The organism is Pseudomonas sp. 18173 (genome assembly GCF_050432945.1).
In the GTDB taxonomy this organism is placed as follows: Bacteria; Pseudomonadota; Gammaproteobacteria; order Pseudomonadales; family Pseudomonadaceae; genus Aquipseudomonas.
Map to the genome: position 1 here is coordinate 112,670 of NZ_JBKFTN010000004.1, position 12,325 is coordinate 124,994.

The window sequence follows — 12,325 nt, forward strand, 5'->3', positions numbered from 1 at the left end:
GTTTCACTTCGGCGATGATCGGTTGCAGCTTGTCGAGGAAACGGTTGAACCAGCCGGCCAGTTGACCCAGTTCATCCTTCTTGTCGTAAGCCAGCCGACGGGTCAGATCGCCTTCGCCGCTGGCGATGTCTTCGAGCATGTGCGCCACGCCGAGGATCGGTTTGGTGACGCTGCGGGCCATCAGCCACACCAGCACCAGGCCCAACAAAGCGGCGAGTATCCCCAGGCCGAGCTCGACCAGCGTACCGGCGGTGTTGCTGTCGTCCAGTTGCTTTTTCAGGGCTTCGGCGGGGCCGACCAGGACTTTCTCCGGGACGTCGAGCAGCACGCCCCAGGATTTACCGCCAGGAATCGGCTGGAACGGTGCCAGCACTTTCAGTTGCTGATTGCTGCTCAGGCTGTCGGTCTTGCTACTGGCGGCAAGCATGCGCAGCAGTTCGGCGCCACTGGCCTTGTCCACGGCCTCCAGGCGCTGGCTGAGTTTGCTGGCGTCCGGGCTGTAGCCGGCGAGCAGGCCGGCCGGGCTGACGATGCTGACACTGGTCTGGCCGTCGTAGAGTTTCTTGCTGGCGCCCAGGCTGACCGCTTGCAGGCTGTTGAGGTTGATGTCCACCGACAGCGAGGCGATGACCTTGCCGTTGACCGTCAGCGGGAAAACGATGCTGGTCATCAGCACGTTCTGGCCGTCGATCTCATAGAAGTAGGGTTCGATCACGCACGGCTTGAGCGTGGTGCGCGGGCAGGTGAACCAGGCGTTGGCCGCTTCGCCGCTGGGGCCGGTGCTGGTGTCGGCCATGTCCTTTTCCGGCAACGCCATGGACGTGACTTTGCCCGGCGTCGGCTGCGACCAGTAGAGGGCGAAACGCCCCTTGTCGTTGCTGCCCAGTTCGGCCTGACCGATGAACAGTTCGTCCTTGCCATCCAGCCCGTTGGGTTCGAACACCAGGGACAAGCCGAGCAGGTCCGGGTTGGCCTGCAGGGCCGACTTGACCTGGCGGGTCAGGTCTTCGCGCAGGTCAAAGGCATCGAGAAAGCGCTTCTCGGCCTGCTCACGCAGGAACAGCACCTGGCGGGAGAAGCCGTGGCCGTACTGATAGGCGTCCATGAACTGCTGGCGAATTCCCAGCGCCTGGTTTTCGCCCTGGGACTCGATCCGGGCCTGGGCCGCTTCGGTCAACATCTCCATGTTCGAGGCTTTCACCATCTCGGAGCTGTGCTCCATGCGGTACAGGGAAAGACCCACCAGCAGGGTCACGATGCCCGCCAGGCACAGCCCGGCCAGCAGGGTGATTTTCCATTGAATGGAAAGTTGTCTGAGCGACATGGAGACGTCCTTATTCGATAAATATCTGAGACTTTGCACTGTAACGGCCGGGATTTCGGTTTCTTTATCCCTTTTATCGGCGATCAAACAGTGCCCTCTGTAGGAGCGAGCCTGCTCGCGATGGTCGCCAACGATGACGATGGAAACCTGATACCCCACGGTGCTCACAAGTGCATCGCGAGCTCGCTCGCTCCTACAGGTCATCACATGCCGTTACATATCGACAGCGCCGGGGTGCTTTGACAAGGAGGTGATGCTGCGGCACAGTGCGCGCCCTCTAATAAAACCCATTCCTTAATCCGCTGGCGGCTCTTCGCAGACTGCCGGACGGAGTCTTTTCGTTTGTCTCGAGGTAATGAAATGAATGCAGTAATTGCCGCGGTCGGCATCATGCTGGTACTCAGCCTGTCCCGCGTGCATGTGGTGATTGCCCTGATCGTCGGCGCGCTGGTCGGTGGCCTGACCGGTGGCCTGGGGATCGAGGCGACACTCAAGGCTTTCAACAGTGGCCTTGGCGGTGGGGCGACGGTGGCGTTGTCCTACGCCTTGCTGGGCGCTTTCGCCGTGGCCATTGCCAAGTCCGGCATGGCCCATGCGCTGGCCGACAAGGCGCTGGCGCTGGTCGATCGCCAGCACGCCAGCGGCGGTGGCCAGGTCAAATGGCTGCTGATCGGCCTGCTCTGGGTCGTGGCCATTGCTTCGCAGAACATCCTGCCGATCCATATCGCGTTCATTCCGTTGCTGGTGCCGCCGCTTCTCTATGTGCTGACCAGGCTGCAACTGGACCGCCGACTGATCGCCTGTGTCATGACCTTCGGCTTGATCACGCCCTACATGTTCCTGCCGGTGGGATTCGGCAACATCTTCCTCAATGAAATCCTGCTGGCCAACGTCGCCCGCAGCGGAGTGGACATCAGTGGCATCAATGTGACCCACGCCATGGGCATTCCGGCCCTGGGCATGGTGGCGGGCCTGTTGATCGCGTTTGTCAGCTACCGCAAGAAGCGTGTCTACGACCTGGAGAAGATCGAACAGGTCGAGCAAGTGGCGGTGCAATACAACCCGCTGAGCCTGATGGTGGCCGGCGTGGCCATCGCGGCGGCGTTCATCATTCAGCTGTTGCTGGATTCGATGATTATCGGTGCGCTGGCCGGTTTCCTGATTTTCTCGGTGTCGGGCATCGTCAAATGGCGCGACACCGACGACCTGTTCACCGAAGGCATGAAAATGATGGCGATGATCGGTTTCATCATGATCGCCGCCTCGGGCTTTGCCGAAGTGATGAAGGCCACCGGTGAGGTGCAGACGCTGGTCGAGTCGTCGGCCTCGTACATCGATCACAGCAAGGGCATCGGCGCCTTGCTGATGCTGCTGGTGGGGCTGCTGGTGACCATGGGCATCGGCTCGTCGTTCTCCACCGTGCCGATCCTGGCGGCGATCTTCGTGCCGCTGTGCGTGCAACTGGGCTTCAGCCCGCTGGCGATCGTGTGCATCGTCGGCACGGCCGGTGCCTTGGGCGACGCCGGTTCGCCGGCTTCGGACTCGACCCTTGGCCCGACCTCCGGCCTGAACATCGACGGCCAGCACCATCACATCTGGGACACCGTGGTCCCGACCTTCCTGCACTACAACCTGCCGCTGCTGGCGTTTGGCTGGGTGGCTGCGATGGTCCTGTGACCCCGATACCACTGTAGGAGCGAGCTTGCTCGCGATGGTCGTTAACGATAACGCGTGTTTACTGACTAAACGCGGCGCTCTTGAGCCCATCGCGAGCAAGCTCGCTCCTACAGGGGCTCGCAAGTCCATCTCACCGCGTTCAACTTTTGCCCTGGCGTGCCGTTAAAGCTTTTAACCACGCCAACAACATCAAAAGAGTGAACGTCATGCGCATGAGCCTCAAGGCTAAGGTCCTGTCCCTTGCCGTCCTCCCGGTATTGCTGTTTGCGCTGGTCATCAGCCTGACCACGCTGTTCATTCTTCAGGATCAGGCGCGCAAGGAAGTCGAGCAGACCCGCGAACGCCTGCTCAGCGATGCCAAGGCGACCTTGCAAAGCTACGTGGCCGTGGCCATGACCGCGATCAAACCGCTTTACGACGCGGCCGCCCCGGGTGATGAGGCGGCGCGGGCCCAGGTGATCAAGCTGCTGTCGAGCATCACCTATGGCAAGGAAGGCTACTTCTTCGGCTACGACTCCAACACCGTGCGCCTGTTCAAGGCCAACAGCCCCGAAGGCGTGGGCCAGAGCTTCAAGGACAACCGCGACCCGAACGGTGTCTACGTCAACCGCGATCTGGTGAAAGTCGCCAGGGACGGTACGCACTACCTGCAATACAGCTCGCCATTACCCGGCAACAGCCAGGTGCTGGTGCCCAAGCTCGGCTACACCGAATACCTGCCGAAGTGGGACATGGCGGTCGGTACCTCGGTCAACCTCGACGGCATTGAAGCGCAAGTGGCGGTGGTCGAAGCCAAGGTCCAGGAGCGCATGCAAGGCATGGTGCTGAGCATCGTCGGCGTGGCGGTCGTGGTGCTGCTGGTGATTGCCGCTGCCGGCATGTTGCTGGCCAACACCATTCTGCGTCCGCTGCACCTGATGAAAGCCAACCTCGACGACATCGCGGCAGGCGAGGGCGATCTGACCCGTCGCCTGACGCTCACCAGCCAGGATGAGCTCGGCGAACTGGCCGGCTCGTTCAACCGTTTCGTCGACAAGATTCATGGACTGGTGCGCCAGATCACCGAAATGACCTCGCAACTGACCGGGCTGGTGAGTCAGGTGTCCGACCAGGCTCATCGCTCGGACCAGGCCATGGAGCGCCAGCGCCATGAGACCGATCAGGTGGCCACGGCGATCAATGAAATGTCGGCGGCAGCCCAGGAAGTGGCCAAGAGCGCGCAGAACGCCGCGGTGGCAGCCCAGCAGACCGACGAAGAAGGGCAGGCGGCCAAGCGTGTGGTGGCTGGCAGCATCGAGAAGATCCATGCGTTGGTGGACGATATCCGCAGCAGCGGCGTGTCCCTCGACAGCCTGCAAAAAGACGTGTCGTCGATTGTCAGCGTGCTCGGGGTGATCCGCTCGATTGCCGAGCAGACCAACCTGCTGGCGCTCAACGCGGCGATCGAAGCCGCCCGCGCTGGCGAGGCCGGGCGCGGTTTTGCGGTGGTGGCCGATGAAGTGCGGGCGCTGGCCAGCCGCACGCAGATCAGCACCCAGGAAATCCAGGGCATGATCGACCGTTTGCAGGCTGGCACCCAGTCGGCGGTGGAGGCGATGCGTCGCTCCAGCGAGGCGGGCGACGGCACCTCGGCCCAGGCCAACGAGGCGGGGGCGTCGCTGGACACCATGGCCCAGTTGATCGGGACCATCAACTCGATGAACGCACAGATCGCCAGCGCCGCCGAAGAGCAGACCGCCGTGGCCGAAGAGATCAATCGCAGCGTGCACCAGATTGCCGTGGCGGTGGATAACGTCGCCGACGAAACCCAACTCGGCGCGCAAACCTCCCGTAGCCTGGCCGACCTCGGCCAGCGCCTGGGCAGCCTGGTCGGGCAGTTCCGTATCTGACAGAACAGAGACAAGACCTGTGGGAGCGGGCTTGCTCGCGAAGGCGGTGTGTCAGACAACAATTATCGTGACTGACACTCCCTCTTCGCGAGCAAGCCCGCTCCCACAGGGATTTGTAATCGGCAGGAGCGACAGCCACTACACTTATCCTGTGCATCCGAGCACGGGACGACCTTGCTAGAGGAGTCAGCTCCATGATTGACCGTGAAAGTATCTGCGATTGTCCGAAATGTACCTGCAAACTCGGTGAACATCCGATTGCCCGTCACGGCAAGCACTATTGCTGCGAAGCCTGTGCCAAGCATCACGAGCATGGCGAGGAGTGTGCTTCCCAAGGCTGCAAGTGCGCCCACTGAAAACCACGGTACGCGCAAAAGTGGAGCCTAGTCCGGCTCCACTTCCAGCCTGAGGCTGCCATCCTCCAGGCGTTCGCTGTAGCGGACGGTGCCCTGCAGGCGCCGTCCTTCGACCCGCAGCACCAGGGTTCTGGCTTGCTCCAGATCTTCCGGCAGTGGCGGCGGGATGCGTAGGGCGAAGCAAAAGGCGTCATTTTCGACCTGTTCCAGTCCGATCCGGCACTCGGCGCTTTTGCTGATGCGGCCGAGCGACGTGTCCAGACCGTATTCCAGCTGCGCAAGGCTGCTGACGGGTGTTGCGCTCATGTTCCTTCCCCCCGAACCTGATGGTTGCCAGAGATTAGTTCGCCGGCCGCCACTTGACGTTTTCCACGCCGAATTTCTCAGCCATCGGCTTGCTGGTCTTTTGCACCTTCTCGCGTCCAAACCGGGGGATTCGCCCCACCCCAGCGTCACAGCTCGCCCAATGCCAGGCTTCGGCGTTATCCATTTTTTCCAGTCGGATAATGAAAGACTTTGGAGCGCCATGGAGCGTGTACTCGATGACGAATAATTTTGCGCTGTTCATAAAACCCCGGTTCCTCCCTGTTGTACATAGAAGGATCGCGTGCCAGCGGGAAAATTCACTCGGATTGTCGGACGGCGGCGGTTGCTGGCGACAAATCCGGTGCCCCGTTACCATGCAATCTTCCCGTCCCCCCAATGAACATTGACCATGGCCCTCGCCGCACCGCCTGACCTGAGTGACACCGATGTGCCCGTGCAGCCGCTGGCCCGCACCTATCCACGCGGGTTGTACATCGAGCCCCATGAGCACGTCTGGGGGCAGTTGCTGTATGCGATGAGCGGGGTGATGTGGGTCGAGACGCCCCACGAGGCGCTGGTGGTGCCGCCGCAGCGGGCGGTGTGGCTGCCGCCCGGCGTGCCCCACGGGATTCGCGTGGTGTCCGACCTGCAAATGCGCAATATCTACTTGCGCCCGTCCCTGGCGGCGACCCTGGATGACAGCGTGCAAGTCATCGAGGTTGGTGGCTTGCTGCGCGAGCTGATCGTCGGCCTGGTGGAGCAGGGCAACGACGGGCCGCCCGAGTATTACGACGCGCTGGTGGGCCTGGCGCTGCTGGAGCTCAAGCGTGCCAGGCGTTCGCTGCTGAAGATCCCGCTGCCGGACGATTCCGACCGACGGCTGATGAACCTGTGCCAGGCGGTCATGTCGGCGCCTTCGCTGGATATTCCGTTCGAACAGCACGCGGAAACCGCCGGTGCCAGCGTGCGGACCCTGGCGCGGTTGTTCAAGGACGGTTTGGGCATGGGCTTCGCCGAGTGGCGGCGTCAGGTGCAACTGGCGACGGCGGTGGCCGAGTTGATCCAGGGCGTACCGGTCAGCGCGATTGCCCGGGAGCTGGGTTATTCGCCGAGCAGTTTCAGTGACATGTTCCGTCGTGAATTGGGGGTTGCCCCTTCACAGTTTCCGGCGGCGCAACGCCAAGGCTGAATTCGCCGGGCCATGTTTTGGCCGAAATTCAGAAGCACTTGACCGATGCTCGCAGGCTGCGCCCTCTAGACTCAGCGCATACCTCAATTGCCCTGGAGTCTGCCGTGAATTATCTCATTTCACTGGCCATCGGCCTGGGCGTCGGTCTGCTCTACGGCGCTCTGGATTTTCGTTCCCCCGCACCGCCGGCCATCGCGCTGGTGGGCCTGCTCGGCATGCTCGCCGGTGAAAAGCTCTGGCCGATGGGACGAGAGCTGGTGGCTGGCTGGATCTCCTGAACCCTCTTTGACTCGATGGATACGCCCATGAAAGCTCTGCAATTCGATAAAACCGGTGATCTCTCGGCCCTGCGCTATGTCGAGGTACCTACTCCTGTTCCCGGTGCCGATGAAGTGCTGGTCGAGATCAAGGCCGCTGGCCTCAACCCCAGCGATGTGAAAAACGTGCTGGGACGTTTTCCCTACACCACGCTGCCGCGGATTCCCGGTCGCGATTTTGCCGGTGTGGTCGTGGCCGGCCCGCAGGCGTTGATCGGTCAGGAAGTCTGGGGCACGGGCAAGGAACTGGGTTTTTTCGCCGACGGTTCCCACGCGCAGTTCGTCAAGCTGCCGGCCAAAGGCGTGGCGCTCAAACCCACGCACCTGAGCTTCGCCCAGGCCGCCAGCCTCGGCGTGCCGTACACCACGGCGTGGGATGCGCTGGAACGCAGCCTGGTGACCGCCGAAACCCGCTTGCTGGTCATCGGCGGCGGGGCGGTCGGCAGTGCCGCGCTGGCCTTGGCCAAGGTGCGCGGTGCCCGGGTGCTGGCGGCCGCGCGGCGTCCCGAACAGGTCAAGGACTTGCAGGACCAGGGCTACCAGACCCTGCAACTGGATAAACCCGAAGACCTCGGGGCTCAGGTCAACGCTGTCTTTAGCGGCGGTGCCGACGTGATTTTCGACACCACCGGGTTCTGGCTGCCGGCCTCGGTGCCGGCCCTGGCCGCATTCGGCCGCATCGCGATCATCGCCGCGCCCGTGGACGGTCACGTGCAGTTGCCGGCCCTGGCGTTGTACCGCAAGGGTGGCTCGGTGGTGGGGATCAACTCCTTGCTGTACGGGGTCCAGGCGTGTGCGGCGATGCTCGAGCAGTTTGGCCGGTTCTTCGATCAGGACCTGTTGCCGTTGCCGCAGGGCTTGTTCGAGTCGCCATTGGCCGAGGGTCTGGAGCGTTATGCCGAAGTGAATCAGGGTAGTGGCGACAAGGTGATTCTGCTGCCATAACCACGATCAATGTGGGAGCGGGCTTGCTCGCGAAAGCGGAGTGTCAGGCGGCAGGGGTGTTGGTTGTGATGCCCCCTTCGCGAGCAAGCCCGCTCCCACAAGATCCGTGGCCGCGCAACGCCTTGCCCATACCTCGCTCTGCTAGAATCGGCCTCATTGACCCAATGAGGTACCCCCATGAGCGAGCCGATTCGCCTGACCCAATACAGCCACGGCGCTGGATGCGGTTGCAAGATTTCCCCCCAGGTGCTGGAAGTGATCCTCGCCGGCAGCGGGGCGCAGAACCTCGACCCGAAACTCTGGGTCGGCAACGCCTCGCGCGACGATGCGGCGGTGTATGCCATCGACGAAGAGCGCGGAGTGGTCTCGACCACGGATTTTTTCATGCCGATCGTCGACGATCCCTTCGACTTCGGTCGAATTGCCGCCACCAATGCCATCAGCGACATCTATGCGATGGGCGGCGATCCGTTGATGGCTATTGCGATTCTCGGCTGGCCGGTGAACGTGCTGGCCCCGGAAATTGCCCGGGAGGTGATTCGCGGTGGCCGTTCGGTGTGTGACGAGGCGGGCATCCCGCTGGCCGGTGGGCACTCCATCGACGCGCCAGAGCCGATCTTTGGCCTGGCCGTCACCGGTCTGGTGCAAAAGCGCCACATGAAGCGCAATGACACCGCCACGGCCGGTTGCCTGCTCTATCTCACCAAGCCCCTGGGCATCGGCATCCTTACGACGGCCGAGAAAAAGGGCAAGTTGCGCAATGCCGACATCGGTCTGGCCCGGGACTGGATGTGCACCCTGAACAAGCCCGGCAGCCGTTTCGGCAAGCTCGACGGCGTAACCGCGATGACCGATGTCACCGGTTTCGGCCTGCTCGGGCACCTGGTGGAAATGGCCGACGGCAGCCAGCTCACGGCGCGTATCGAATATGACCGCGTGCCGCGCTTGCCGGGTGTCGAGTATTACCTCGAACAGGGCTGCGTACCGGGCGGCACGCTGCGCAATTTCGACAGCTATGCGAGCAAGCTCGGGCGGCTGCAGGAACTGCACAAACGCGTGCTTTGCGATCCGCAGACCAGTGGCGGCCTGCTGATTGCCGTCACGCCGCAAGGCAACGAGCAGTTTCTCGCGGTGGCCGCCGAACTGGGCCTGAGCCTGGAACCGATCGGTGAACTGGTCGAGCGACAGGGCAACGCGGTCGAGGTGTTTTGATGTCAGTCGACTGCAGCGATTACCGCGACATCTTCCTCAACGACCGGCCCATGATGGACGCCCGCGCGCCCGTCGAATTCAACAAGGGCGCATTTCCCGGTGTGATCAACCTGCCGTTGATGAGTGACCTTGAACGCCAGCGGGTCGGCACGTGCTACAAGCAGCATGGCCAGCAGGCGGCTATCGAACTGGGGCATCAACTGGTGTCGGGCGCGGTCAAGGCCGAACGCATCCAGGCCTGGGCCGATTTTGCCCGGGCGCATCCGGATGGCCTGCTGTATTGCTTTCGCGGCGGCCTGCGCTCGCAGATAGTCCAGCAATGGCTCAAGGACGAGGCGGGCATCGATTACCCACGGGTGGGCGGCGGCTACAAGGCCATGCGTACCTTCCTGCTGGACACCCTCGATCAAGCGGTGACCCAGTGTGATTTCGTCCTGTTGGGCGGCATGACCGGCACTGGCAAGACCGAAGTGCTCAAGCAATTGGGCAACAGCGTGGACCTTGAAGGTCATGCCAACCATCGCGGTTCCAGTTTCGGCAAGCGCGCCACGGGCCAGCCATCGAACATCGACTTCGAAAACCGTTTGGCCGTGGATGTGCTGAAAAAACGCGCCAGTGGCATCGAGCAGTTCGTATTGGAAGACGAAAGCCGCGCGGTGGGCAGTTGTGCGTTGCCGTTGCCGCTGTACCAGGGCATGCAGCAGTTTCCGATGGTGTGGCTGGAAGACAGCCTGGAAGGTCGGGTCGAGCGGATCCTTCGCGATTACGTGGTGGATCTGTGCGCAGAATTCATCGACGTACATGGCGAGGAGGGCATTGCGCTGTTTTCCGAACGGTTGCTGGAGAGCCTCAACAATGTGCAGAAACGCCTGGGTGGCGAGCGTCATCGGCGCATGCTGGTTTTGATGGAAGAGGCATTGGCGGAGCAGGCCCGCAGTGGCGCGGTGGATCTGCACCGGGGCTGGATCGAAGGGTTGCTGCGCGAGTATTACGATCCGATGTATGCGTTTCAGCGGGAGAAGAAAGACGCGCGGATCGAGTTTGCCGGAGAGCGGGGGGCGGTTCTCGAGTATCTGCGTGAGCGAGTGAATCAACGGAAGTGATGTAGGTTTTACTGGCCCCTTCGCGAGCAAGCCCGCTCCCACATTCGATCTCCAGCGAACACAAACTTTGTGACCGCCGCTGATTAAATGTGGGAGCGGGCTTGCTCGCGAAGGGGCCCGAGCAGGCAGTGCGCAACCTCAGGTCGGGCAGGTTTGCGGGCCATTATCCAGGCCTTGCTTGTACACATGGCTCTGCAAGCTGGCCTTGCCGTTGTGCCAGGTCAGGGTGAGCACATACAGCGAGTCATAATCGCTGGATTCCCAGTCTTCCACGATGGACATTTTCTTGCCGGTGGCTTCGCCGGCCACCGTGTTGATCAGCTCCGGCAGGTAGCCGTGTGACCAGGCGGTGTAGATGACCGAGTTGTGATACTTGTCTTGAAGCAGCTCTTCAGCCAGGTCATCGGTGTCATTGGCGGAAAAATTGATGTTCACCGGCAGGCCGAGCTTGATGGCGCTGGGGCTGATGGTCAACAGGGGACGAATGTAACTGTAGGAATTGTCGAACTCGCCTTCCTCGACGTTACGGGTCGGGTTTGCGGCAAACACATAGTTGGCCTTGCCAAACTTTTCCGGCAGCAACGTCGCCAGGTCGATGGCGCGGTTCAACCCCTGGCAATTGAGCTGGCCCAGGCCACCGGCGGGTTTTTCCCCGTGGCGCAGGAAGACCAGTGTCTGGGTGCCATCCAGCTGTTGGGCGCGGCTTTGACTGGCCTCCAGCGACAGGAACACCGCACTGACCGCCAGCAAGACGGGCAGCAGCAGGTAGGCGCGATGTCTGAAGCGTTTGGCAAGATTGGACAAATTCATGAATATAGGGTTCTTCAGCGCAATTCGGTTAAGGCTGACAAACCTTATACACCACGATGTTCCTGCGTCGGGTGATTTCCATGTCAATGAAACCGGTCTGTTCTCAAAGCGATGGTGCTCAGAGTCCTCTGAACCCGTTTTGGTTCGATTCCGGTCGAGGGTGCGGCAATGTACCGGTAACCTTCAACGATTTGCAGTGAAGGTTATCGACAGGATGTTGCCAAATTGTGGACACGCTACACCGGATGGTGTTGAAACGGTCGTGATCTCTTTTGATCTCTTCTATCAGCGAGATTAATGGCTGCAAGGGATCGCTGCGCCGATATCTCCATTATGATCGTCACTCTCAATGTCTTCGTGGATCCAGCCCATGACCGATTTGTCCGCATTTCCCATCACCCGCAAATGGCCGGTCCAGTACCCGGAGTGGATTCAGCTGTACTCCTTGCCGACCCCCAATGGCGTCAAGGTCTCGATCATGCTCGAAGAGATCGGCCTGCCGTATGAACCTCACCGGGTAGGCTTCGACACCAACGACCAGATGTCCCCGGAGTTTCTTTCCCTCAATCCCAACAACAAGATCCCGGCAATCCTCGATCCCCACGGTCCGGACGACAAGCCGCTGGCGCTGTTCGAGTCGGGAGCGATCCTGATCTACCTGGCCGACAAGAGCGGACAACTGCTGGCCCAGGAATCGGCAGCGCGCTACGAAACGATTCAGTGGCTGATGTTCCAGATGGGCGGCGTTGGCCCGATGTTCGGCCAACTCGGGTTTTTCAACAAATTCGCCGGCAAGGACTACGAAGACAAGCGTCCCCGTGACCGCTACGTCGAGGAAAGCAAACGCCTGCTCGGTGTGCTCAATGGCCGCCTTGAAGGGCGCGACTGGATCATGGGCGAACGCTACACCATCGCCGACATCGCCACCTTCCCGTGGGTGCGCAACCTGATCGGCTTCTATGAAGCCGGCGATCTGGTGGGCATCCAGAACTTCCCTAATGTCACGCGGGTGCTGGAACGCTTCCTGGCGCGGCCGGCGGTGGTGCGCGGGTTGCAGATACCAAGTCCCGTCTCCAGCTGATCCACCGCATAACCTGTGGGAGCGGGCTTGCTCGCGAAGGCGGTGGGTCAGCCACTATAAATGTCGCCTGACACTCCGCCTTCGCGAGCAAGCCCGCTCCCACATTTCGTCCTCTG

Annotated in this window: 12 protein-coding genes and 2 pseudogenes; 10 read left to right on the forward strand and 4 right to left on the reverse strand. The window is 61.6% G+C overall.

What is annotated here, in order from left to right; all coding sequences use genetic code 11:
• Positions 1-34: 34 nt before the first annotated feature.
• A pseudogene (locus tag ACLD1X_RS05955) lies at positions 35-1,528 on the reverse strand (HAMP domain-containing protein); the annotation flags it as partial.
• A 156-nt stretch (positions 1,529-1,684) separates the two neighbouring features.
• Here ACLD1X_RS05955 and ACLD1X_RS05960 point away from each other — a divergent pair.
• The 4 genes and pseudogenes from ACLD1X_RS05960 (at position 1,685) to ACLD1X_RS05975 (ending at position 5,246) form a co-directional block, all read left to right on the forward strand.
• Positions 1,685-3,001: a Na+/H+ antiporter family protein gene (locus ACLD1X_RS05960; protein ID WP_429366550.1), complete on the forward strand. Its 1,317-nt coding sequence runs from the start codon at positions 1,685-1,687 to the stop codon at positions 2,999-3,001.
• Between the two features lie 212 nt (positions 3,002-3,213).
• Positions 3,214-4,032, forward strand: a pseudogene (locus ACLD1X_RS05965) (cache domain-containing protein); the annotation flags it as partial.
• Between the two features lie 102 nt (positions 4,033-4,134).
• Entirely contained in the window at positions 4,135-4,890 is a 756-nt protein-coding gene (locus tag ACLD1X_RS05970) for a methyl-accepting chemotaxis protein (protein WP_429366705.1), read from the forward strand.
• Between the two features lie 194 nt (positions 4,891-5,084).
• The gene (locus tag ACLD1X_RS05975; RefSeq protein WP_008021686.1) at positions 5,085-5,246 is read left to right on the forward strand and encodes a metallothionein; all 162 of its coding nucleotides are present in this window, start codon (positions 5,085-5,087) and stop codon (positions 5,244-5,246) included.
• A 27-nt stretch (positions 5,247-5,273) separates the two neighbouring features.
• Here ACLD1X_RS05975 and ACLD1X_RS05980 read toward each other — a convergent pair whose 3' ends face one another.
• On the reverse strand, positions 5,274-5,552 hold the full coding sequence (locus ACLD1X_RS05980) for a hypothetical protein (protein WP_429366551.1): 279 nt from the start codon (positions 5,550-5,552) through the stop codon (positions 5,274-5,276).
• 34 nt (positions 5,553-5,586) lie between these two features.
• A complete protein-coding gene (locus tag ACLD1X_RS05985) occupies positions 5,587-5,814 on the reverse strand; it encodes a DUF6555 family protein (RefSeq protein ID WP_057714008.1) in 228 nt (75 codons plus the stop codon).
• A 147-nt stretch (positions 5,815-5,961) separates the two neighbouring features.
• Here ACLD1X_RS05985 and ACLD1X_RS05990 point away from each other — a divergent pair, with 147 nt between their 5' ends.
• From ACLD1X_RS05990 to mnmH, 5 genes are all read left to right on the forward strand, one after another.
• Positions 5,962-6,741: an AraC family transcriptional regulator gene (locus tag ACLD1X_RS05990; RefSeq protein ID WP_429366552.1), complete on the forward strand. Its 780-nt coding sequence runs from the start codon at positions 5,962-5,964 to the stop codon at positions 6,739-6,741.
• Between the two features lie 104 nt (positions 6,742-6,845).
• Entirely contained in the window at positions 6,846-7,019 is a 174-nt protein-coding gene (locus ACLD1X_RS05995; RefSeq protein WP_081997842.1) for a DUF1427 family protein, read from the forward strand.
• Positions 7,020-7,046: 27 nt separating this feature from the next.
• A complete protein-coding gene (locus ACLD1X_RS06000) occupies positions 7,047-8,003 on the forward strand; it encodes a quinone oxidoreductase family protein (protein WP_429366553.1) in 957 nt (318 codons plus the stop codon).
• Between the two features lie 177 nt (positions 8,004-8,180).
• Positions 8,181-9,215 carry a selenide, water dikinase SelD gene (selD, locus tag ACLD1X_RS06005; protein WP_429366554.1) on the forward strand — a complete coding sequence of 345 codons (1,035 nt, stop codon included), beginning with the start codon at positions 8,181-8,183 and terminating at the stop codon, positions 9,213-9,215.
• The gene (gene mnmH, locus ACLD1X_RS06010) at positions 9,215-10,318 is read left to right on the forward strand and encodes a tRNA 2-selenouridine(34) synthase MnmH (RefSeq protein WP_429366555.1); all 1,104 of its coding nucleotides are present in this window, start codon (positions 9,215-9,217) and stop codon (positions 10,316-10,318) included. Before selD ends, mnmH begins: the two co-directional genes overlap by 1 nt.
• A gap of 138 nt (positions 10,319-10,456) precedes the next feature.
• Here the strand turns inward: mnmH and ACLD1X_RS06015 are convergent, their stop codons facing one another.
• A complete protein-coding gene (locus ACLD1X_RS06015; RefSeq protein ID WP_429366556.1) occupies positions 10,457-11,128 on the reverse strand; it encodes a histidine phosphatase family protein in 672 nt (223 codons plus the stop codon).
• A gap of 370 nt (positions 11,129-11,498) precedes the next feature.
• On the opposite strand from ACLD1X_RS06015, the gene ACLD1X_RS06020 reads away from it, so the two are divergent.
• Positions 11,499-12,209, forward strand: a complete 711-nt coding sequence (locus ACLD1X_RS06020; protein ID WP_429366557.1) for a glutathione S-transferase family protein — start codon at positions 11,499-11,501, stop codon at positions 12,207-12,209.
• The last annotated feature ends 116 nt before the right edge of the window (positions 12,210-12,325 follow it).